Here is a 23,110-nt window from a genome sequence, read left to right as displayed (position 1 = left end):
ATGGGTAGCAGTCACCGGGTTCAGGCCGGTAGCACAAATCGGGCATAAAAATGGCACCCACTAGGGGTGCTTCAGTGATCGCCTCGCTGGATATTAGTAAATTTGTGCGATCAGATCAGGTTGCCGCTTACCGCCTTATTGACGGCCTCCACGATAAACCTGGGGCCGCTAGCTGCTCCACGCATATTCACCCCTTGAAGAATGACGTTCTCTGTGGCGGTCGAATACACAGCGTGCCGCGAGGAACCTAGGTTTCCGCCGATCACTGAAAAGTCACCACTTCCGCTCACTCGAATCGCGTCGTAGCCCGCGTTGAGGCCACCGCTTATCGAAGGGTTCGAGAAGCAGTGGCCTGACCCGCCGACGATATTCACGCCGGCTTGCCCAGGGTTCCGGATGGTGGGGGTGGTGTAGTTAAACCTGTTGCAGTTGGTGATATTCATCCCGCTATTCACCGTGCCTCGAATCTCCCCTCCCGCGCCACTGACAGCACCATCGTCAACATTCGCAATCTCGATTCCATGCCTTCCGGAGTCAAGGATTCGCTGCGGCCCGATTTGCAGATTCTTCGATGGTGTCCCTACAAGCCCGATTATGTTGATGCCGTTGCGGCCCGACCTGAGGATAGTGTTACCCCACGCCCTCATCCCGTCGAAGTGGCGCAAAACGACCCCATCTACGGTTGGCGTTCCGCAATCCGTGATGATGTTATCGGTTGCCTCCCCGTCGATCTTCAGGCAGTTTGGTTCGGCCCCGATAGCCATACCCTCAAATGCGATACCTCCGCCAGCACACCGAACCGCAGTGTTGCGTCGGAAGGAAATACCGCGCTGCTCAGTAACACCGTCGAAAGTACGTGCTGAGTAACCAAGCCCTGGGGAATCGAAGACATAGTTGTCATCGACTTCGATGAACTGCCCTCGCATACCAAAGCCTGCCGCGCAAGCAAGCGCCTTGTTTTTCCGCAGACGCCAGTAGAAGCACGACTCGTGGGTGTCGTAGGCGGCGTTGAGCGAACCGATTCCGAAACAGTCGTTGATGTCGATGTTCGACGCCGGCCAGAAGCCGCCGCCTGTTATGAAGTGTCTGCAGTTCTTGAATTCGACGCGTTCGGCGTCGCAGAACCTTGATCCCTCCACGATGGACACGCCGTATCCGGTCGTGCCAAGTGTGGCTGAGCTCGTGGAGTTCTCAATGTTGCCGCCTCGCACTTGTCCGTTCCAGACGGTGCGGAAGTTGACGGCTGTGTCTTCGGCGCCGTCCACACGCATATTCTCGAAATAGATGTTTCTTCCATATCGAGCTTGCAATCCGCAGTGTCCTGACCCCACGCCACCTAGCAATACCTCGCCATCGGAAACACGCACGTCCTTCGTCGGGTTTACCTTCCTCAGATTGAACCCAGTATTCCCGTAAGCGAAAAGGGAGCCAATAAAAAGAGTTGCCTGAGTCCCCGAGTCCACCGACTTAATGACATTGAGCTCACCCTTGTCGCGGTCCGAGCGGGTCATCCCTGGCACCGGCGACTCGTCATTAGCCATCAACACGAGGTCGCCGGGCGAAAGGGTTGTTGTGCTGCTGATCCCCGTAACTGTTCGCGACCCCTGAGCAAGAGCTGCCGAAATTGGCAGCGCGGAGTTTAGCGAGCCCTCGGTGCGGAACGCTGTGCGCTGTCCCAACGCGGTGGCTGCTGGAATGCTTGTGGCATCGATGGTTGAACCGTTAAGGTCGAACGTCGTCCCGCTAGGTACGTTGAGTTGATCGTTGATGATGTAGGTTCGGCCGGCGCGGAGTTGCACCATTTTGCCCGCGTTGGCCGCGAGTACGGCGTTCAGCATTGCCGTGTCGGTTCCACCTGTGGGTTCATTAGTGACCACTACAGGGAGCGACCCGACGATCTGGCTGGTCAGTTCGGTTGCGAACTGTGTCCCAGCCGAAGCAGCAATGGAAGCCATCGTTGCATCTGAAAGGCTACCGGGTGCGAGCCCGCCGAGAGCCTCCACAGCTTCCAACCGGATGTCGTGGTTGTTGAGCGTGGATCCCTGGTTCGTGTTGGTGGACTCCACCTGAGTCAGCCGTACCCGCTCCTTCGCCGTCTCCTGGTCGGTGTAGACCCCGGCCTGCGTGATCGCCTCGGTGCGGATGATGTCATCCCGGAAATCCGAGTAGTCGCCCGCCTCAGCCTTCGCAATGTTGACCCTGTTCTGGGCGTCCACAGCAGCAGCGGCTAGGGTGTCCGCGTCTCCTGCGACCGCTTCACCCTTAGCTGTCGCCACGGAAGCGTCACCGGAAACCACGATTGCGGCGATGTCAGCGACAGTCGCCACCGCAGTATTGCCGTCGATGGTGACCCAGTTGTTTGAGCCGATAGGTATTGTCCCCATATTGGTTACGCCTCTCTTAGCGGATCGGAGTCTAGGGTGTTGTAGGTGTCCGGGGACCACGCCGCATCGAACTGGCTATAGTTTGCGTACCCGTAGGCTGCGTCAAGGTCGTTGTAGGTCTCGCCTGCCGTGTCGCTGATGACCCGGAGTGAGAGTGACTGAGACTTACTGATCGCTTGTCCAGACATGGACGTAGTGTCATTGATCCCAACCACGAGGCACCGGAGACTGACTAGATCGAATTCGACCTGCACAATATCGGTGCGTTGCCTGCAATCATTTGGCAGCACTTCGAGTGAGCGGATTACGGCTCGTGGTTGTGAAACTTGTGCGGAGAGCCAGTCAGCGAGTGCCTGGATGCCGTCAGGATGAACCCAAAAGCCAGTGTCATGCTCAAGGACTGGTGCGTTGACCGGCCCAAGGTTGACGCCAGTCTTACTCTGTCCGGTCCATTGCAGAACACGGTTCGCGTGGAACACGGGCAGGTTCGCCTTGGAATGTTGCGGCCAAATTCCTGTCACAGAATCCGGCATACGCAGCTCAAGCGTCGTCCCAGCAGGCAACGTGCCAACCTGCGTTGTGACCTTGAGGGTATTGACGCCGAGACGTTCAACGGACACGCTCAGTTCGGTTGCTGTTGCCAGCCGGTCCAGGTCCTCACCATCTGTGACCGTGCCCCCGTAGAAGGATCCCCAGCCACGGTTGAACGGTGCCGTAGTGCCGCTGTCACCGATCCTCTCGGGTGTCTCATCGATGATGATCCAGTCCTCATCGGAGCCAGCCGAAACGAACTCGACCTTTTCCTGCCCGGACTCCATCGAATCGCCGCCACCACGGAACGCCAGATCATTGACCCACTTCGACGCCTTAGATGTCGTAGGGATTCGGTAGTTGATGATGACCTTCGACCGGACGCCGCCCCAGTTGTACTCCCAATCGAGGTCAACCAATTTTGTAGAAGGCGTGATCGTTTCAACGACAGGACCGGCAGGTGTCAGTAGGTCACGGTTGATCCATGTCGCGACACCGTACTCATCAAGATAGAAAGCCGCGCACTCAGCCGACGCCTGCTCCTTCAGCAAGTCCAGGGCGTTACGGTTCTCAATGGCCGGCGAAGCATCCAGACTGAACCGGTAAGCGGCAGGAGTCAGCGACGTGTTCCGCACATGATTGATCGCCGTGTACACGCTCGTGAAAGCAACTTGGGCACCACCAATCGGGTAAGCCGCCTGATGACCGGAGCGGACCTGCACCGACGTGAACGGCGTCGAGGTCATCCCAGACGAGAGCGCCGACGTGCCACTAACCGTGCGGCCATCGGATGACACAATCGTCCACAGACCAGCGGGAGTAACACGCAGAGTGAACACGCGGCCCGACCCAATGGTCAGCCGGCAAACCTCAGAATCCACGCCGCCGACACGCTTCATTGCCGTCACGGCACCCGATGAAGTGACGCCAATCCGCACATGATCCGCATCCCACCACGTCGTGAACGTGCCCGACGCCGAACCAGGAAACGCGTACGAACGGTCTACACAGAGGCTCATCTGCATGGGCTGGTTCAGCCGGCCATCATAGGCCGGTGTGAACGCACCAGTGTAGGAAGCGTCCAGCGAGAATGCTGACTGCCCCCACGGTGCCTCAACCCACGACGGCGAACCCAACGAGTCAGCCGACGAAGACGACACACACAGCCCGCGCTCAGGCCACGCAGAGCCCATGAGAGGGGCCGAAAACACGCAGCCATTCTCCTGTGCCGGCGTCGAGTAAAACCCGCACGCACGCAGGATACGGTCAGTGAAATACGTTGGCGTGATCCCGATATACCGGTAATCTCCACCCGAGTTCAATGGCGGCATATCCTTCAGGAGCGGCTGAATCGAGACGGGTTGGTTCAACATGTGGATCGAGTCGATAACCGCCGACGACACGAAGCGGGACGATAGCGAACCGGAACCGCCGCGGACCTGGCCCGTCAACAACCGCGCCTCCACACCGCCATAACCTGAATCGACGGTGATCGTCTCCCAAGTCCTCGGAGGGAAGGCACCCGACCCCCATGGGGTTACTCGCTTCGACCGGGAAACCTCCTCGGTGGACCACACCACTTCGCCCGTTGCTGCCGCAATCCCTGAGCCACCAGAAACCTGCTCCGGAAGTTCCGAGGGAAGCTCGCGAGTGACATTCACTGATGCAACCTTGCGCGGGGTGCCATTCAAACCGACAGTCACAGTAGGCTTCGAGCTGGTCAGATTGGTGGGATACCCCGCGATCGTCTGCATCTAATTGAGCTCCTGTATTGTGAACGAGGCCGAACCGCGTCGCATGTTCGGGGCATCTTGGACGGCCATTTGGACGGCCTCGGCGAGCCCGTCAACCGTCACGGCGTTGGAACCCTTACCGGGTGACCAGGGGGCGGTGTCGGTTGTCCAGGTAAACGCGGGCATGGTGAAGCCGGTAGCTCCGACGACAACCATCTGCGCGCCCGCAGCGTTACTAGGTGGGGTGGCTTTGAGCACGCGGCGAGTCCAACTCCCCGAACCCGCAGCGCTAGTCACGTTGGAGATGAACCCGCCCGTGTTACTAATCCAGTCGAGTCGGATAGCAGCCCCGCCGGATCCGTAAATGGATGCGGTGACAGGGATGCCGGGAACCACTGGTAGCCGCTCAGTCTGAGAATCACGGCGATGTAAAGCAACCTCAGCACCACCCGACACGTTCAATGACCGGCCATAACGCAGCCCGTCAGCCGTAGTCCCAGCACCACCCTGAGTGATCGTGGTGCCCGTCGAATACGTTCCCGTATCAAGCAGCGCCTGCTCAGGCGAGAGCAGGTTGGTGACCATCTGCATTGGGCCAACGAACACCCACGGCGGCGGACCATAGAACCCATCTACCAGCGCACCCAACATTGCGATCTCCTGCGGGGTGGCCGTGCCGATGTCGACTGACCATTGACGCCGGCCGCGAGGGCCGCGCTGCTCATACACAGCTCCGCCCAGTAGCCGGGTCAGCGTCGAACGCTCGGCCGCTGAAACAGCCAACGCGGACGGGCACTTGAATGGGATCATCGACCCGAACGGGCCAAGGTAAGCCACCACTAGATGCCCCCGTTGTCTCTGTTGGTTTGCTGCATGAGGCCGTAGAACTCGCGCCCGCCGATGTTGACCATTGGCCGCATTCCGGCCACCGCAGACGACACCGCCGCAGCAATCGCCGCCGTTTCCACAGTCGCCGTCATCGAACCGCTGCCACCCGCATAAGCTGGCGCCGCCGGGTACTCCCGCGACATACGTCCACCGCCGGCAAGCGCCGGGATAGAAGACAGGCGCGGGTCGTCGCGGTTTATGGCGGCCAGCAGAACGTCCCACTTATCAGACATGGGGCGGTTGATTACCCATTCACGGTCATCAACCCATGCAGTAGGCCCGCCGGTCATAGACGAGATGCCAAGGATCTTGTCAGTACCCAACCCTGTAGCGGGGAGCCGTCCACCGTCAGCGAATGATGGAGCACGAACGCGCCCACCAGTTGCGATCCGGCCAATCTGTCCAGGCTTTAGTGCAGCACCGCCACCCATATCCACGACTGACCGCCGGGTAATCACATCCATGTAGGAGGTCACAACCCGACCGTTCGCCCGGTCCAGTTCAGCGTTGAGGTTCTGCGCCTCGTACCGCGCGTAGGCGTCCATGTATGAGCTGATCGATGTCCCGGCAGGAATATTGAGCACCTGCGCCGTCGTACTGTCGGCCTCGTTCCGCGCCGCGGACGACATGAATGAAGCAACCGCAACGTCCGGCGGGATGTTCAGTGCAGCGGCCCGGGTTTCCAGTGCCTCGATGAACGCCGCGTCGGACATCCAGGAGTCGATTGTGACTTGGTCTGGCACGTCCTCGGCTGATGCCTTGGTATTCAGCGCCATGTCGTTCGCATCGCTACTCATGAATGAGTGGACGTCGACCTCGCCGGGGATGTTGTCCATGGCCGCGGTCGTCGCCTCGGCCCGCTTCAGGGCTTCGTCGGACATCCACGTTTCGATGTTCGCCTCGGCGGGGATGCCCATTACGTCGCGGGCCAGCAGGTCCGCAGCTTCACCTGTGATGCCGAATTGGCCCGCAGCGTTGATCAGCGAGCCGTAGGTGGTGCCAAGTTGTGCTTGGAGCTCTTCCTGTGTGCCGCCAGCGTCAGCCATAGCTTGCGCCATGTTTGCGCCCGATGAAGCGACAGCGTCGAACGCGGAACCGGCCTCACGGCCGGCCTCCGTGTCGTCTCGAAAACCCGATGCGGTGTCGTTGAGGACCTCGCCCAGACCGCCATGCTTCTCAATGAGTGCATCAATGGCGGGTTGGATCGAATCGATTGCGGCCTCGAAGTTACGGGAAGCATCCCGCGCAGACAGGGTCAGAAGACCCGACTCCTGCAGTACACCGATGAAGGTGTTCAGAGAAGCGATCGTGCCGTCTGCTGACAAACCAATCTCAGCAAGAGCTTCTTCCATTTCCGCAGAAGCAACAGCAGCTTCCTCCGCAGCAGCAGCCTCCTGCTCAAGAGCAGCCTCAGTCGCCTCAGCACTAGAGGCCGCTTCCTTCTGCTCAGCACTAGCAGTAGCTAGAGCGTCAGCGTACTGGGGGAACTTAGCCGACAGTTCCTCAAGGGAAACACCCTGAGCTTCAGCCTGCTCCTGGATGCTCTTGAACGCATCGTCCGCGCCCGCAAGGTTGCCCGAGGTGACCAGATCGGAGAGCCCCTGATCAAGCCGCTTCCATGAATCCGCCAGTATGTGGGATGAGCCCTCAACGGGGACTATTGAGCTAATGATGCCCTCAGCCCAGTCATTGAACTTACGGCCCGCAGTCTTGTTGAACGTCCGGTCGATAGCTGATCCGAGATCGTCAACATTCCCGATCAGATCCCCGCCATTGCGATCTTGGAAGAGGGAGTCTAGCGCTGTTGCCGCGCCGGGTGCGTCGGTGGTGATGTCGGCGAGCGCGTCGGAGACTTTGCCCATACCCGTGTCAATGTCCGCCATGTAGCTGGACTCTGACCACTTAGCCAGCGCCGTAACCACACCGCCGATAACAGCAGCCACACCAGCAGCCTTGCCGACCTTGCCGAGGGCACTAGCAGCCCGTGGAGCATCAGCAGATAGCGTTTTGAACGCGCCGACCGTGTCCATTACCCGGTGAAACAGGGTGAGGAAAGCTCCAGCGGCGAGCGCACCAACACCGGCAATGCCAGCGATACCGGTCATGGCACCCTTCACCGGCCCCGGAAGGTTCCCGAAGAACTCCGCCATATCAGCGACACCCTCAGCCAGCCCAGCTATAACGGGCAGGATTACAGCGCCGCCCTCAATGGCAGCATCTTTGATGTTGTTCCAAGCGATCTTGATCTTGGATTCAGTAGTCTCGTACCGCTTCGCAGCCTCTTCCTGCAAGGCGGTGTTGCGTGCGAACTCCTCGTTGCCCTGAGCCATTGCTGCCGTCGTTACCTCGTGAGCGGACGACAGGCGCAAGAGTGCGTCAGCCTCGCGGATGCCAGTGATGCCCAGCTCGGTCAACACAGCGTTGGTGGACATGCCCATCGCTTCAGTCTCAGAAAGACCAGCAACGAATGTGGTCAAGGCACCGGCTGCGTCATTCTCCCAAGCCGTCGAGAACTGCTCCGAGGTCATGCCGGAAGTCTTGGCGAACAGGTCGAGTGACCCGCCGCCCTCTTCGACGGCCTTACTGATCCGCTTCATGGTGATGGACATGGCGCTACCGCCAGCCTCAGCCTCAATGCCCACTGAGGACATAGCAGCCGCGAGACCCATCACTTCGCCCTCAGAAAGCCCAGCCTGCACGCCAGCACCGGAGAGGCGCATGGACATCGCCAGGATTTCGGACTCAGTGGTGGCGAAGTTATTGCCCAACCCCACCAGCGTGGAGCCCAAACGCGAGACGTCGTCCTGGCTGGTGCCCATCACGTTGGAGAACCGCGCCAAACCCGTAGCCGCTTCCTCAGATGACAGGTTGGTGGATTCCCCGAGGTCAACCATCGTTTTGGTGAAGGACGCAACGTTCTCGCGTTGAATACCCAACTGACCTGCAGCTTCAGCCACACCAGCAATCTCTTCATGCGTTGCCGGCAGAGTCTTGGCAAGTCCGCGAAGCTCTTTCTCAAGCGCGGCCATCTGCTCAGGCGAGCCGTCCGTGGTCTTCTGGACGCCAGCCCACGCAGACTCCCACGAAACGGCAGCCTTCGTGACCATTGCCAAGCCGCCGCCGATGACGGCACCTGTCTTCAGGAATGTGGCGCCGGTCTGATCCCACGCTTGGCGGTTCTTCTGCGCAGACTGGACCATCCGCCCAAGGTTTGTGTCAGCGGACTTCCCGGCATCCTCGGTAGCCTTCTGGGTCTGTTTCGTAACCCGTGTGGCTTCGTCCATCGCCTGCTTGAAACCGGCGATTTCGGCTGTTAGGCGCACGACTACATTGCGATCCGCCATAGCGGGAACCCCCTACATGCTGTTCAATGGGTGGATGACTGACACGCGGGGGATACAGGCCAAACGGCGCGGGCACAACGCGATAGTGACCGGGTTGGCCATGCTCGTGCTCGGGATCGCCGTTCACTTGATATTTGCTACAGGCGGCGAAGATTCCTCAGAGTCATTCCTGTACGGCTTCAGCATTCTTGTCGCGTTTGCAGGGTTGATTACCCTGATTGTTGGTTTTGGTATCCGCAGGGAACGTAGCTAGCGGTTTACCCGGCGGGCGCGTGTAACGAACCACGACCCGCTCGCCAGGACTCGAAACTTTGTTGTCCTTCTGGAACTGCTCAACGGCAGCCAGTGAATGATCCTGGATGGTTTCGGCCTCGTAGTAACCGTCGTTATCGAAGTGGCGGGACTGATTGATAGGGAAGCCCATCTCGTTCAACCCATCCACGTAAACGGTGTAGGCGAGAGTCAATAGGTGGTCTTTCTCGCCCCACTCCGGACCGCCCATGTAAGCGGACGGCGGACGGCCGAACCGCTCACACGTTTTGAGGATCTGGACTACTCCGTGCCACTTTCCCGTCCAGAGGACCTCGGCAAAAAATCGGCGCTCACAGATGGCATGTCCGCCTGCATGGCGTCGAACTTCTCCTGCACGGCGGCGAGTTGGACCTCATCGATGCTGCTGAGTAGGGCCAGCGCCTGCTTGGGTGTGACCTTCGGACTGATGATCGCCGCTGACCACATGCGGCCGGCGAAATCGGCCATGTCGCCCTTCTTGGACTTCGCGACAATCCGCTTCTTCTCGTCCGCGTCAACCAACCGGAGACGAATCGTGAGGGCCGAGTCGGAGAACTCCTGAGCCATCCGCTGGTACTCACCCTCAAGGGCACGCAGCGAACGTTTGGATCCGAGGCTTCCTTCGTCGTCCTGTGCGACGCGTCGGGCGGTCTTGATCTGCCTCTCCAACTCATCCAGCTCGGCGATGATGTCGGGCCGCTGGTACACAGTCACGGAACGCTCAGGGCGTTTGATGCCCTTCACCCAACCGTCGAGGTCGAACTCGTCTGGTGAATTAGTCATGGGTTTCAGTCTCCATTTCGCTCAGTCTCGAGAAGGCGTGGTGCGGTTGGGTGCGCGGAGACTGAAATCACGCGCACCCAACCGGTCGAGGGGTGTTAGACCCCGGCGGCAACAGTGATGTTGTCGTAGGCCCGCTGGACCATCATTGGGACCCGGCGCTTGATGAATCCGGTCCCATCGAGACGCTGTGGGGTGTCATTGACGACCTCAGCTCCGAGATAGATCTCGTCGCCGGCCGCCCAATCTTCCTCAGCGTCCTTGTCGGTTTCGCGGGCGTACCCCCACAGGGTGGTGCCCTTGGCCTTCAGCGCCTCGAATACCTCGTCCTCGGTGGGATCCGCACCGCCGGCCAGGGCGAAGTAACGCCAGAGGGTCAGGCCTGCCTGATAGATGCCGCGGCCCGGTGCGGAGGATTCGATCTTTTCGCCAAGCGGGGTTTCAGTGATCGCTGTCGAGTCTGTGGCCGACCAAAGGAAGTCGCTGCCGAGAACCTTGAACGACGCATCAATACCCGCGTTCAGCTCGGTAGCGGTCGGGTCAGCCGGGTTAGCTGGCTTCGTGGTGAGCAGGGTGAACTTGGTCTTTCCATCGCCAATGAAACGGGGCATGTCAGGACTCCTTCTTCTTCGGGGTTTCTGCTGCCGCCGGAACTTCGGGGAGCGGGGTCTTGCGGAAGTTGTTCAGCTTTGGATTCTTCGAAGCCAGGAAGTGCTCGGGGACGTACTGCTTCTCCCCGGTCGTCTTGGAATAGACCTCAATGAGGGGCATGATGATCGCCTTTCGGGCATAAAAAATGGCCCTCAATGGGGCCGGGGATTGTTAGTTGCGGGTGGATATGAACGGGAACTCGTCAACAGCCGCCCACGGGTAGGTGTTCGAACCGGGGAGGGTCACATCTTGGTCTTCTTCGGGTGGGCGGAGAGGGGAGACGTTCATCTTTCCCGGGTGCCAACCGGTCACCACAGGGGATGCCCGGTTCAGGTGGGGGCGCACCGTGTCGGCGAGCCACATCACCTGCTCATACCCCTCGCCTGCGTAGGTGACACGCGGGCGGAGGTCCAGCTGGTCGGGGACGCGGGCCAAAGACTCCGAATGCTCCGTGCCGAAGTCGCCCCACACGACCACATACGGGTAACGCAGGGGGATCTCCTTGCCTTCTTCGTCGTGCTTGGGGCTCACGCTCCCGAAGTGGATGTCATAACTTGCGGACTCGGGGATGAGGTCGCGGACTGCTAGGTAGTGTTCACGGATCATTCGAAGATGAACCCCACAGCCTTAGCTAGATGCTCCACGAAGTTCCCCGCCTCGTCGTTCAAAGCGTGGATGGGATCCATGACGGTGGCACCGCCTGGCCGGGACGAACCGAAGTAAGCCAGACCGGCCAGGGAAGCTGACCGGCCTCGAGCTTTGTTCGGGCCAATCTCGGCTTCGATACCTTCGTCAGTGGCGTTGATGTGGTAGTCGATGGTCGGCGCGATCTGCCCGAAGTGTCGGGAGGCGCTAGCGTCTTTCTGCATCCGGTTCTTGATGTTCAGTGCGCCCTTGGAAACAATCGGGCGAACCTTCCCGACAGCAACACTTCCCGCTCTGGAGAAGTCCGCGGCCAAACCGTTGAGCTCTGACGAGTCGATCACGACACAACCTCCACACTGTAGGTCCGCTTCGTCTCGTGAGTCTTGCCCGCCAACCCGGTGACGCGGTACTTGTTCCCCACGATCATCGGATTGATTGACTCGACCAGCTCGGCGACCTCACCCACCGAAAGTTCAACCAAGACCGGCAGTTGCAGGTCGAGCCTTTCGACGGTGAACACCGCGCCGCCGGCCTCGGGGTTGGCCGCTTGCGTGCGTGAAGTCTGCAACCGGCATTTACCCTCATAGGTGGTGGTCAGGGAAGGTTCGTACTTCCCCGTCGCCGGGTTGAACACCGACTCACCTGTGGTGCGGGCAACCTTGCACCGATCGACCATCAGCCGTTCAGCCGCACGCTGCCCACTTTTGAGCAGAACTCCAAGACGCATGAAAACCCCCTAATACCAAGGAAACTGGACCTCGGGCGTACCCGTAGGAACCCACCCCTGGGAGGCGGGAACAGTGTCAATGCGAGTCGTCGCAACAACACCAAGACCCCTCAAAGACGTGGCTTTGAAGGCGGACAGCATCCGCTTCTCGGAGTCAGTCAGGTAAGCACCTGACTCATCGACCCGCCATGCCTCGTCCCGGTCGTCAATGGAACCCCGCGTCTGTGCTGACCGGTTATCGAACACCCGGCCAGCACAATAAAGAGTGACCATGACCGCATCCTCGGGGACATCCGCGACAAGGGTCCCCGTGTCAGTGGTCCACGTCCGCCCCGATTCCTTACGAACCAGGGCGGACGCGATACGCAGGCAGAGCACCGCTCGCTTGGACTCAGCCGTACCATTTGGGATCGGCTCACCAAGCCAATCGGCGAGCTCTTCGACCCCGGCGAGAGTTGCCGGGGCCGCCATTACACGCCTGTCGCGAGCGAGACGGAGACGGCCCGGTTGGCGTCCAGTGTGGCGGCACCGTAGAAGGTGTCCACAACTGACTGGTCTTCGAGCTGCAGCGGGTTGTAGTGCTGGATCCAGCGGAGCGCGAACCCATCCTGTGCGACCGTGGCCGACTTCGCCGCACCCTCAGGCTGACGTGATGGACGGGTGACGTGAGCGAACGCGTCCCGGTGGTAGCCGATACCGAAATCGGATGGCAGCGCAGCATCAGCCACGATGGTCCAACCGAACAGGCGGCCGATGGTCGCGTTCCGCAGGGTCTCCGAAGTTCCGGCCTCATTGACCTTCTGAAGCTGGGGCAACGATAGGATCGCGGCCTCGATGTCCGCCCCGACAGCGAACGTGCGGCTGTCGGTAGGGACGCGACGCTCGTTGAGTACCTGCCGGGACTTGATCAGGACCTGCATGATGTTCGAGCCATCCGGAGCCACAGCAGGGATCGACGCGTCCGTAGCTATGGTCGCCATCTCCGCGATCAGCGGCGCAGCGAGTTCATCAACGACCGACTCAGCCTGAGGTCGAAGGACCTGCTGGGCAAGGTTGGTCAGGGTGAACGTTGCGAAGTCGTCCGGCAGTCGCAGTGCGTTGTACACCTGGTTATCCAGGGTGACCGGGAACCACTGCTGATCCAGCTCGTTGAATTGGATTGCTTCGCGGGCGTCGCGCTGGGCCTTGGTGTAGACCTTCGCGGTGCCGGCGCTAACCGGGCCGAGCACATTCACGGTCTGACCCCGGCCAGCAACGAAGTCACTGGAAAAGTCCTGACGGACGGTGCGGGGAAGGTTGGTCAACCAGCGCAGGGAAGCGAGCGTAGCCCGCGCCGCCTGTTCCGGGGTGTAAAGAGTGTTAGCCACGGGGGCCTCCTAGTGTGTAGTTACTGGCGCGACCTCCGTGGCGGAGACGCACGATCTAACGGAAAATGCCTTGCGCCAACTTGTCGAGGTCCCGCTCTTCGGGCTCGCTAGTTGGGTCACCGCCGCCGCGGAGCTTTTCGCTTGGGCGGTTCGTCGGAGGCTTCTTCGGGCCGAACAACTCCATGAGCTCTTCGGCGTCCTTGAGAATCTCTTCCTCGGTGGTTCCCGACAGGCGCTTGATCAGCGCCTCGGGCAGTCCATGCTTGACACCAACGCGCAGACGCAGATTCTCGGCCTCCAGGGTCGTGATCCTCGTGTCTTTGCCTTCGGCGCCCTTCGCCTTCTCCTCAGCAGCGAGGGCGCGTTCTCGGAGGTTCTTCGCTTCGCCATTGGCTTTGCGGATCTTCTCGCGAGCCCTCTCTGCGTCGAATACCTCTTCCGTGGATTCTTCTTCGGTCCCCTTCGCCTCCTGGGCTTTGGTTTCCTCCGTGTTCTCCTCGGTCGATTCAGTGGATTCGGCTGGCTGTTCTGACATGTGCCCTCCTGGGGCTTCTCGTACTGGCGCCGCCACCAGGGCAGCTCTTACGCAGCGCTGTTCGCGTTGCGGATCTTGGGGGAGTCCTTGAAGGATCCATCTCGGCGCATCCTGTAGAGGATGGTGCTTTGCATGCGTGACTGACCTGCCGCGTCGGCCTCCGCTGCCGCAGCGTCATAGGCGTTCACGAATGTCTGCTCAGTCTCAGTGGGTGTCCACTCGCCGTAGATGATCTCGGCGGTACAGCCACAGTGTCCGTGGAATTGGAGTCCGGAGCCGCCCACCTGGTTAGCTTTCTGTTCAGATCCGTAGACAGGGCCCCGAGCGCAAAGCATCGCGCAGAACGTACAAGGGTCTCTATCGCTGACGCGCCGCCAACCTTTGGCTCTCCGGTCGCCACGTTCAGTCCTGTTGACCGATCCGCGACCGCCATCAAGCACCTGCCGGCGAACCATGCCGCCAAGCTTGACGAACGTTCCTGCCTTCGCCTCATCTGGCTCCATGCCGTTAGCGATCAGCAACTTTGTTCGAACCGGGCCAGCCAGCAACATGGTGTTGCGCATCTCGGCCGTATCAAACACACCCGGGATAGGATCCCCGGGCTGTCCGACCTCGGCTAGCCGGTACTGGCGCAGATATTCCCCAGCAACGCGGTTGGAGTCATTGTGGAACCTGCGAAGCACCGCCAGCTGGGCGGGCATCCATCGGGCCGTGGACTGATCCAATCGCCCCACGTCCACGCCATCCCAGAGGACGCTAGAGACGGCCATAGCGCGGGCCGCGATAGCAAGCTGGGCGAGACGGTTGGCCTCAGTGAGCTCCCTGCCCTCAGCCGTCAGTGCCATTGGACTGAACCATCAGGGAGTTGGCCAACTGGGCTTCGGCGGAAGGATTCTCCCGCTTGTAGTCCAGCCAGCCTTTCGCCACATCCGGAGTGATGCCGGGGATACGATCCCACAGTTTCTCCGGAGGAATGCCGAGCATCGACGCCATCTTGCCGAGAGCGTCCGCAGCCTGCGACATTGAACGCGATTCGAGGTCTGCCCAGTCAATGACCAGGCTGAAGTCGTTCGCGTCGTTCTCGCGCCCTTCGATATGGGAGGCGAGCCGCAATGTCTGGCAGTGCGAGTCACCGAAGCCGACCTTGCGCTCTCCAGCTTTCAGGTCGAGCATGGCTCGGGCCTCGGTGATCGCGTCAGCGGACAGGTTGATCATCTTGCCCGTCAGTGCGTGCGCCGGGGTTTGGGAGACCGCGGCCAGCGTTTCAATGTCCGCTTCCTCGGCCTTGATCAGGCCCTCAGGGCTCGTCTCATCGAGGGTGCCGAAGTTGACCCCCTCACCGCCCGTGAGGATGTCGTTCTGGCGCAACAGCAGCTTCCGGCGCTCGTTCTCTTCGTCGCTCTTGGGGTCTTCGAGGCCGGTGGCAGTGCGAACCTTCCACGACGAGTGATGCTGAACAAGCAACCTGTCGAATGTCGTCTTATTGATACGTTGAGCGGCTGGGATGAATGGTTCAACTTCGCCCGGGGTGCGGCCTTCAAGGTCGATCTGATTGGAGTACCGGATAGCCGGAGCCACACCAACCCCGTGGGAGCGTTCCTCAATGTACTGGAGGCGCCCATCCTCAAGCCCGAGAACGTGGACAGTTTCCTCGTCGACCACGTACCGGTGATCGCCGCGCACACGCAGGTAATACATCGGGTACTCGTCCTCAACCGGGTCAGCGTAGACCGCGTACATGTCCCGTGGCGAGTAACCCCGGATCACGGAGCCTGTGTCACCGGGCATCACCGTCGTGTAGGCGTACCCGTAGCCAAGGGCTGCGCGGTGGATGGCCCGCTGCCGTGATGGCATCCGGTTCCGCACCCACGGCTCCCACACCGGATCCACATTCAGCGACTTGGCTGAACGAACCAGTTCAGCAACCAACTGCTGAGCCACCGTCGTGACGACCAAACTAAGCCAAGGAGTCTCAGCGAGGTCCCGAAGGTACTTCTCTTCCTGGTCAGCCGAGGTTGGCACCCGCACTTTTTCAGGTGTCCAACGCAGCCAATTATCGATCCTGTCGAGTTTCTGGCGTTCCTGCTGCCAGCCAGGGACAAGGACGTCGTTGGCGAGCTCCAGCACAGCATTTTTTCGCATCACCATACTTGCCCACCACCCTTCTTGCCGCTGTTCAGGATTAGCCGGCGCACCATGCGGGCGCCGACCATGCAGATTGCGAGGTCGATCTTGTTCTTCGACTCGCGTTTGTCTTTCGAAATGGATACGTACCCGTCAACCGGGTACCGACGGGCATTCAGCACATGTCGACGCAACCGGGCGTCGCCGTCCCAGGTGAACGATGCAGACTTGATCTCCTCGAGAGTGAAGCCCACCGCAGAAGCGAACGAACGGGTGTTGTCCCGGGCCGACATGTCGAACATGACCGCATGGCCAGATCCACCCTTCTTTCCTGACGCCCACACACGGAGCTTGTGCCGGTATTGCAGGTGCCAGTCGTTGAACAGCGGATCCCAGTAGCGGTCCATCGTCTCGTCGTCCTTCACATGCGACGGGTCCCCGAAGAAACCCACCACTGTGAACTCGTCGAACGCTTCGCGCACCGATTGGTCGACCTTCTCGCGGGGCGCCAACCATCCGTCCCCGCGCTTGCCAGGCGGACGCTGCCACATACCGAGAGTCACCACATGTCCATCGGACATCCGGCAGCCCACCAAAGCGGTGGCATCGTCGGACTTAGAGCAGTCCAAGAACAGGGCGATTTCCTCGCCACGTTCCAGGACCTTTTCAGGATCCTTCAGCGGGTCGAACTCAAGCGGCTCAGTCCACGCGTCCTCGGCCGCGGTGATCTGGTTGTACCACTTACGCCGCGACTCACTCGGAGTGTTCGCCGGGTTCGCGATCGACTTTCTGATGCGCCCCTCCGCGTCCAACCACACCGCGTCACCCCGCACCGCAAGCACCACGTCAGGGGCAGCGGCCAACGTCAACGGCGCCTCCGGGGGAGCCTCAAGCGAGTCATACATGACACCGAACTCGGCAAAATCTGCCTCATCACCCAATGTCGACTCGTAGGCCTCCCTCATACGCTGACCCACCGAGTCCTCACCCGGCCGGTACGCATTGCAGATGTCCAGCATCCTTGCCGGCGAATCCTTATCGGACTTCGCCGCGTTACCCTCGATTGCTCCAGCCATCTCATGACCAGAGTTCGAAGAATTCCAGTTCTGCGTCTCGTTGCGGATCACCAACGTCGGTCGGCCGCCCTCGATGGACATTACCGACGACGTCACCGCCTCGATCTGCCGCTCATCGCCAGCACCCCACACGTTCCGCTTGCCGACTTGGATGCCGTAGTGCTTCCGTGCCTCCGCAGTGATCAGCGACGGAAAGAGCTTCATCGTGTTCTGCGTCTGAATGAGTGATACGGCAACGATTTGGATCCACGCGTTCGACTGCTCGCGTCCCACCGGGTTGTCTCCATCCCAGTAGTCGAAGGTCACCTCGGCGAACATGGCCGCCATCGACAGGCACGCAGCGATCGGGTCCTTGCCCCAACCCTTCAACCGCTGCAGAACACCCGAGTGGTAGACGAAGTCACCGGACTCTTCGACAGCGAAGTACCAGAGGATGAACCGGGTCTGCTCAGCGGTGAACGCCCAAGGCTTCCCGTGCTTGTCCTTCAGCCAGTACCCACACCAAGCAAGGATCCGCCATCCGAGTGTGAAGCGGGGGAGCGTCCACCCGTTCTCGTACTGCCAGGTCGGACCGATCTTTACCGGCTCCCACAACAGCCCGGCAGGAGGGAAAGCAGACGCGAGCTGATCCTCGTACCAACGGATAATCTCCGCGAAGTCCGACTCGGCAGAAGTGATGAGAGCCGCGGAGCTACGAGACCTTGCCACGGGTCTGGGCCCAACGTGTTTGTGCCGCCGCGCGTTGCTGGTTGCCCGCGGTACCCTCATCTGGCAGTTTCAGGCTGGCCCACAGAGCCTTCTTTGTTGCCCGATGCTGCCGGATTTCCGACACCATGGGATTAGCAACGTCCTGCCCCTGTGAACCAGTTGTGATCAGCTCCGCCCCATCGAGTTCTGCCTCGAGGCGAACGATCAGGTCGGCCTCACGGCAGATGTCCTCGAGTGTGTCCAGTTCATCGGCGCGGAGTTCGTAGTTAGATGTGGTGTCCTTCCACAGGCGCTTACCCTTGGCCTCCAGGCCACGCGGTGCTGTAGCTGCCATGATGTCCTCCCGGGACGCTGTGCGCGCCCACCAGGGGCACTAGACGACCGAGGCAACAACCCCGGACAAATCTGCGAGCCTCGTAGGGGAACCCTCGAAGCTGTTGCCGGTTACGGCGATGTACCGGCCGGCGGAGTAGAACTCGATCGCCATTTCTCCCGAGCGGATGTTCCGACCGGAACCCTCAGGCAACAGGCCGAAGATATGCAGGCCTTCACCGGACTGGGAGACCTCGATATAGGTCGGCGGGCATGAGTCCAAGATTGCGCGTGCCCACTCGGCGACCACGCCGTCGATGATGCAGTGATCCAAGTCAATGCAGCCGATACCCTCACCAAGGGCGAACCCGAGGCCGGTGCCCAAGGTGGACTGGCGAGCCACCTGGTAGGAACACCACGTAGCCGTATTCGTAGAAGACGCCGGCTTCCCCTCGGTGGTGATGGGCAGCTTCGTCACCCGACCCCCACGTCGAACCGGTTTCCACCGCATCCATCGCGCTTTACTAGTCATTTCCACCGGTAAAACAGGCTTCCGAGACGCATAAACACGATGCTTCGTGGAACAGAACCGGGCGCCAGCACGCAGGAGATTGATGCTCTCTCCGCAGTACTCGCACACCCTCTCAGTCATCCTTCTAGTCTACCGTAGTTGTTACGGATAATCCGCTAAATCTAGGAGAGTTGGAAGGGTTCGCAAGAGGTTGCATCTGCAGGAGCCGATCTACCGAAGCGGGGGTTATTCAAGCCCACAAAGCCATCGAAAGGTCGGCACAGAGAGAGCCAGGGAGCTCCCAGCCCCACCGAAAAAGCCAGAAGGAGCGCACGCAGGATGAGAGTTGCTATCCGGCGGTAAGGGGGTTTTCCGCGGGGGAGGCACCCCGCAGTGGGGTTGGCCGTCGACCTCGCGATGGTTTGAGTCTATCCGATGAGTGTCTTGATGTCGTCCCTCTTGAGTCCGTCAAGTTCGGCTTCGGTGTGTCCGTTGCGTAGTGCGTAGTCGTACCATGCTTCTAGGCTTGCGTTGCCGGCTGGCTTGGTGTCCGTGTCCTCAGCCACGGCCGGAGTTGTGGTCTCTTCGACGTGTCCAGTGTTGGTGAGGTAGGCGGCGACGCCTGGTGTGACGTTGATGGTCGCACCTTTGTTGTGTCCGCCGATTGCTTTGCTGAGGGTGACTGCGGTCATGGTGTTCTCCCTGGGTGTGGTTCGGTGGGTCTGCGTCTGAGTTGGGCGTTGGCTGTGTTGCGTGCCGCGTTCTCTTGCCGGGTCTTTTCGGCGTGGTGATTGGTGCATAACCATTGGAGGTTGGACAGCGCGTGGTTGTCGCCCGGGGTGGTGTGGTCGCACTCGCTACCTATGGTTGTGCACCGGTGGCCGTCGGCTACCCATTCGCATATCCCGCCGGCTCTACGTTTGACGGCTTGCCTGAGCTTGGGCCAGTCAGGTGGTAGGCGCTTCGAGCGGGTGGAGGTATGCCATGCCATCAGCTGTCGGCGGTTCCATTCCATCGCAGTGAGATGGACCGTCCACGTCCACCGTTGTCATCATCTATGGATTGCTCACGGTGGCCACTGTGCATCTCGGGGTGGCTGGTGTAGGAGTGTGCAAGTTCGACTTGACTAAAGTTGTCGCCTTCTGGCTGGTCTTCGTTGGCCTGCCCCTTTGCTTGCGCATCGGCCTCGAGCCACTGGCACACAGCACTGTATAGCCGACGCAAGGCTATCCAACCTGCTCGTAGGTCTTCTCGAAGATGTCCGGCTTGCAAAGGTAAAACTCACCCTGAACTCCCCGGATGATGTAATCGCCGGGCTCCGCTTTCATCGTCCCCTCGACCGTCGTGATGTAGATGGGCCCGTTATCGTCCAGATCATAGGTAGCTGAGGCCCCCCGGGGGATCTGCTGAACCCATGTCATGACTTCGTGGGCGTTGCCATTGAGAAGCATCGCTTCGATGACGACTGGCGTTTTGCGGTACTGAGTAGACATAGGTTGCTCCTGGGTGGATTCGACTATAGGAACGCTCTGCATAGTCCGGTCGGGTGGTGCGCATTCCTCTGTTTCAATTCACCGGAGGGTTGAATGGCGAGGCATCCGCTAATATCCAATGCGACAGACCTGTTCGCCGGCATGTATGCGGGTAGGGTTCGACTTATGACAGATCAGAATGGCGCCGTTTACCGACCAATCCCGACTTACAGCGAGTGGTATCCCGGTGAATTTAGGTCCGAAGCATTCGACCGATACCGCGACCTGCTCCAACACGCTAAAGATGGGGCCAGCGCATCGACGCTCGAATCCGCTGTATTGGCTGCCACGCGGTCTGCTGCGATCGATACGGGCGCCATTGAGGGTTTGTACTCCGTCGATCGCGGCTTCACCAGAACGATAGCCACGCAATCCGCCAGTTGGGAGGTTGCCATGGCCTCCCGCGGAGATCATGTTCGGAGGGCTTTCGAGGATGCGTTGAATGCCTATGAATTTGTTCTAGATGCCGCGACACAATCTGTCATCGTGACGGAGGTCTTCATCAGGGAACTGCATGCGCTGGTCTGCGCCAGTCAGGACACCTACACCGTCTACACCGCGGTTGGACCGCAGAAGCATGACCTGCCAAAGGGGAAATATAAGACGATGCCTAACAGTCCCACTTTGGAGGGTGGTCACGTGCACGCCTACGCTCCCGTCGCTGACACTGCACCCGAGATGCAGAGGCTTGTCGATGAACTGCGATCAGAGAAGTTTATCGCTGCACATCCGATCGTTCAGGCCGCATACGCTCACTATGCCTATGTTTGCATCCACCCATTCGCAGACGGCAATGGACGAGTGGCTCGCGCCCTCGCCAGTATTTATCTCTATCGCAATCCAGGCATTCCCCTTGTGATTTTTGCGGATCAGCGCAACCCCTACTTTGATGCGCTTGAAGCCGCGGACCGAGGAAATTCTAAGCCATTCGTGAGCTTTATAGGGGAGAGGGTTGTCGACACTATCGGATTGATCCGATCGTCGTTGCATTATTCGGGCGAAACGCAAACCATCATGGATGATCTGCGGGAACTTTTTGCAAGTAGCTCGGGGAGCGAGGAAATCCGTGCGGCCGCAGTTCGGCTGAGGGATATGACGGTGAATGAACTGACTAGTCAGCTCGCCACCTTAGATCTTCCGAGGGCTATCGAAAGCTCCGCATACGCTAGCTTGCTTACGGGCCCGCATCACGTGCCAACAGGGTACGAAGTAATTGGTAAGGACGGCGCACTCTACCTGAGGATAGCCAGTACGTGGCCCAAGGCAGCGAGGGTTTTGGTCAAGATAAATATTGGAATCTCTACAGCTGATGACGGGCGGGCTGAACTCATTGTCGCCTCTAGCGCAAACGACGGTTTGGATGTTTGGATGCGCGAATTGACCCCTCAAGCCACGGAGGTGTTGATGAGGAAGCTCACTAACTGGGTGGAAGGGGAGTTGAGCCGAGCGTTAGGGCAATTTCACCAAAAGCTTCAGGATTCCAAATAAAAACGGTTGGCCACCATTCGGAGAGTGGCGGCCAACCGTCGTGTCTTGGAGACACTTATGCTCTGTGCCTTCGGGTTAATGCGCTTGGCGGGCACTTACAAGCGTGTCATCTTGGCCGTGGCCCTTCGGCTCCTGTCCACTATGGAACGCCGTGCCATAGTGTTGGGCGGCGCAAGTCTAGTAGCCGTCTATCGAAGAATTGGAACAATCAAAGTCAGTCTTGGTTCCGCCCGAGGATGTCATCGGTGAGCTGTTCGACGGTGAGTTTCGCTAGTCCAAATGAGCTGTGTGGTGTGGAAGCTGCAGGTGTGGAGCACGAGTTTATGAAGCCGTCATCGTCGGCCATTGTCGTTTACCCAATGACCACATCGACGAGTAGGCCGCTGTGCCCTAATCGGGCCACGTGATCCTGGATCGCATCGTGGATCGCCCCCCGCCCTCTGGGTGAACCCTCAGTTATGCTCTTCGCTCGCCAGTGAGGAGGGAACGTGTCCGCCGCCATGTCGCTCAGACGACCAACATTGCTGGTGCTCTTATTGAAGCAGGTGCCTAAACGGAAGTGTGGAGGGTAATATTCGTGAATGACGACTACGACGGTCTCTGCGGAAGTGGATCTGAGCTCGACATTCATATTTGTGAGAATCGAAATGCGGCCTCGGATCAGCATCGTTGCCCACGAGCGATTGACTCGCGATGTGACAAATATTCTAGCTCTCGGACTGTTCCTCGAATCGGATGACCCTAGCTACTCATCGAATCACAGAATCCTGTCAAGATTTCAGGTTATCCGGTCTCGCTATGGGAGTCCCTATGAGATGGATCTGCAGGTAATCCAATCGGCTGCTATGACCGCATCGGCCGGCGTTGCCGCTGTAGCTTATGTTCTTAGGCAGGTTTCGCATGCAGTGAGGGATCTTGCGGAAGGTCGCAAGTTTCGAGCAGAGGCATCTGCGCAGGAAGCTGCGAATGCGATGAGAAGAAGCATACGAGACGAGGAACAAGAAGTGATCGCAGCGATCAAAAAAGCTTCTAACAACTTGTCAAGAAAGCAAAAAAGGCAAATGGCAAGGGTGTTGTCTGGGGCTCAATCTTCGAGCGTCGACCAGCGTAGTTCGAAGGAAAGGGAACTAATAGCTTCGATCCAACGCCTAGCCGCTCGGGATAGCTCCATTTGGGTCGAAAATTAGAACATAGGGTGTCTACAAACTGAAGGCCGCCATTAGAACCAATGGCGGCCTTCATCATGTCGTAGAGACACTTATGCTCTGTGCCTCAAGATTAACCCACCCGGCCGCGACTTACAAGCGTGTCATCTTGGCCGTGGCCCTTCAGCTCCTGTCCACCATGGAACGCCATCCCAAGGTGTCGGGTGGCGAAGCCCGTTGGACTGGTCCAGACTGAGCTGTTCTGCGCAGCGAGGGCACTCATCGTCGCCGGCGTTAGCGAATGCTGTTGGCAGTATGAGTTTTACTTGGGCGCCACA

The 23,110-nt window shown here is 59.6% G+C and carries 22 protein-coding genes; 1 reads left to right on the top strand and 21 read right to left on the bottom strand.

What is annotated here, in order from left to right; genetic code table 11:
- Positions 1 to 110: 110 nt before the first annotated feature.
- From HMI57_RS07675 to HMI57_RS07575, 21 genes are all read right to left on the bottom strand, one after another.
- The gene (locus tag HMI57_RS07675; protein WP_171585357.1) at positions 111 to 2,384 is read right to left on the bottom strand and encodes a hypothetical protein; all 2,274 of its coding nucleotides are present in this window, start codon (positions 2,382 to 2,384) and stop codon (positions 111 to 113) included.
- Between the two features lie 5 nt (positions 2,385 to 2,389).
- Positions 2,390 to 4,669, bottom strand: a complete 2,280-nt coding sequence (locus HMI57_RS07670) for a hypothetical protein (protein ID WP_171585356.1) — start codon at positions 4,667 to 4,669, stop codon at positions 2,390 to 2,392.
- On the bottom strand, positions 4,670 to 5,431 hold the full coding sequence (locus HMI57_RS07665; protein WP_171585355.1) for a hypothetical protein: 762 nt from the start codon (positions 5,429 to 5,431) through the stop codon (positions 4,670 to 4,672). It lies immediately after the preceding gene.
- A gap of 56 nt (positions 5,432 to 5,487) precedes the next feature.
- Complete coding sequence (locus tag HMI57_RS07660; protein ID WP_171585354.1) at positions 5,488 to 8,880, bottom strand: phage tail tape measure protein; 3,393 nt, start codon at positions 8,878 to 8,880, stop codon at positions 5,488 to 5,490.
- Positions 8,881 to 9,043: 163 nt separating this feature from the next.
- Positions 9,044 to 9,322, bottom strand: a complete 279-nt coding sequence (locus HMI57_RS07655; protein ID WP_171585353.1) for a hypothetical protein — start codon at positions 9,320 to 9,322, stop codon at positions 9,044 to 9,046.
- Between the two features lie 110 nt (positions 9,323 to 9,432).
- Positions 9,433 to 9,954, bottom strand: coding sequence for a hypothetical protein (locus tag HMI57_RS07650; RefSeq protein ID WP_171585352.1), 522 nt, complete (start codon positions 9,952 to 9,954; stop codon positions 9,433 to 9,435).
- Between the two features lie 95 nt (positions 9,955 to 10,049).
- A complete protein-coding gene (locus HMI57_RS07645) occupies positions 10,050 to 10,562 on the bottom strand; it encodes a hypothetical protein (RefSeq protein WP_171585351.1) in 513 nt (170 codons plus the stop codon).
- 1 nt (position 10,563) lies between these two features.
- Positions 10,564 to 10,722 carry a hypothetical protein gene (locus HMI57_RS07640; RefSeq protein ID WP_171585350.1) on the bottom strand — a complete coding sequence of 53 codons (159 nt, stop codon included), beginning with the start codon at positions 10,720 to 10,722 and terminating at the stop codon, positions 10,564 to 10,566.
- 51 nt (positions 10,723 to 10,773) lie between these two features.
- On the bottom strand, positions 10,774 to 11,208 hold the full coding sequence (locus tag HMI57_RS07635; RefSeq protein ID WP_171585349.1) for a hypothetical protein: 435 nt from the start codon (positions 11,206 to 11,208) through the stop codon (positions 10,774 to 10,776).
- On the bottom strand, positions 11,205 to 11,588 hold the full coding sequence (locus HMI57_RS07630) for a hypothetical protein (RefSeq protein ID WP_171585348.1): 384 nt from the start codon (positions 11,586 to 11,588) through the stop codon (positions 11,205 to 11,207). Before HMI57_RS07630 ends, HMI57_RS07635 begins: the two co-directional genes overlap by 4 nt.
- Positions 11,585 to 11,974 carry a DUF6093 family protein gene (locus HMI57_RS07625; RefSeq protein WP_171585347.1) on the bottom strand — a complete coding sequence of 130 codons (390 nt, stop codon included), beginning with the start codon at positions 11,972 to 11,974 and terminating at the stop codon, positions 11,585 to 11,587. Before HMI57_RS07625 ends, HMI57_RS07630 begins: the two co-directional genes overlap by 4 nt.
- Before the next feature lie 9 nt (positions 11,975 to 11,983).
- Complete coding sequence (locus HMI57_RS07620) at positions 11,984 to 12,445, bottom strand: hypothetical protein (RefSeq protein WP_171585346.1); 462 nt, start codon at positions 12,443 to 12,445, stop codon at positions 11,984 to 11,986.
- Positions 12,445 to 13,341 (bottom strand): P22 phage major capsid protein family protein, encoded by an 897-nt coding sequence (locus tag HMI57_RS07615; RefSeq protein ID WP_171585345.1) that lies wholly within the window; start codon positions 13,339 to 13,341, stop codon positions 12,445 to 12,447. Before HMI57_RS07615 ends, HMI57_RS07620 begins: the two co-directional genes overlap by 1 nt.
- 55 nt (positions 13,342 to 13,396) lie before the next feature.
- Complete coding sequence (locus HMI57_RS07610) at positions 13,397 to 13,876, bottom strand: hypothetical protein (RefSeq protein ID WP_171585344.1); 480 nt, start codon at positions 13,874 to 13,876, stop codon at positions 13,397 to 13,399.
- 47 nt (positions 13,877 to 13,923) lie between these two features.
- Entirely contained in the window at positions 13,924 to 14,721 is a 798-nt protein-coding gene (locus tag HMI57_RS07605; RefSeq protein WP_171585343.1) for a hypothetical protein, read from the bottom strand.
- Entirely contained in the window at positions 14,705 to 16,018 is a 1,314-nt protein-coding gene (locus HMI57_RS07600; protein ID WP_171585342.1) for a phage portal protein, read from the bottom strand. Before HMI57_RS07600 ends, HMI57_RS07605 begins: the two co-directional genes overlap by 17 nt.
- A complete protein-coding gene (locus HMI57_RS07595) occupies positions 16,018 to 17,784 on the bottom strand; it encodes a terminase (RefSeq protein WP_346655158.1) in 1,767 nt (588 codons plus the stop codon). The genes HMI57_RS07600 and HMI57_RS07595 overlap by 1 nt, the downstream gene beginning before the upstream one ends.
- Positions 17,768 to 18,118, bottom strand: coding sequence for a hypothetical protein (locus HMI57_RS07590; protein WP_171585341.1), 351 nt, complete (start codon positions 18,116 to 18,118; stop codon positions 17,768 to 17,770). Before HMI57_RS07590 ends, HMI57_RS07595 begins: the two co-directional genes overlap by 17 nt.
- A 39-nt stretch (positions 18,119 to 18,157) precedes the next feature.
- Complete coding sequence (locus tag HMI57_RS18830) at positions 18,158 to 18,499, bottom strand: hypothetical protein (RefSeq protein ID WP_216607236.1); 342 nt, start codon at positions 18,497 to 18,499, stop codon at positions 18,158 to 18,160.
- Positions 18,500 to 19,035: 536 nt separating this feature from the next.
- Positions 19,036 to 19,299, bottom strand: a complete 264-nt coding sequence (locus HMI57_RS07580; protein WP_171585339.1) for a hypothetical protein — start codon at positions 19,297 to 19,299, stop codon at positions 19,036 to 19,038.
- A 534-nt stretch (positions 19,300 to 19,833) separates the two neighbouring features.
- Complete coding sequence (locus HMI57_RS07575) at positions 19,834 to 20,100, bottom strand: hypothetical protein (protein ID WP_171585338.1); 267 nt, start codon at positions 20,098 to 20,100, stop codon at positions 19,834 to 19,836.
- Positions 20,101 to 20,265: 165 nt separating this feature from the next.
- Between HMI57_RS07575 and HMI57_RS07570 the strand changes: the two genes are divergently transcribed.
- Positions 20,266 to 21,627, top strand: coding sequence for a Fic family protein (locus tag HMI57_RS07570; RefSeq protein ID WP_171585337.1), 1,362 nt, complete (start codon positions 20,266 to 20,268; stop codon positions 21,625 to 21,627).
- The last annotated feature ends 1,483 nt before the right edge of the window (positions 21,628 to 23,110 follow it).

The organism is Arthrobacter sp. 260, assembly GCF_013116745.1.
Taxonomy (GTDB): Bacteria; Actinomycetota; Actinomycetes; order Actinomycetales; family Micrococcaceae; genus Arthrobacter_D.
Note: the sequence above shows the minus strand (reverse complement) of the source record. Positions and strands in the feature narration are given on the sequence as shown.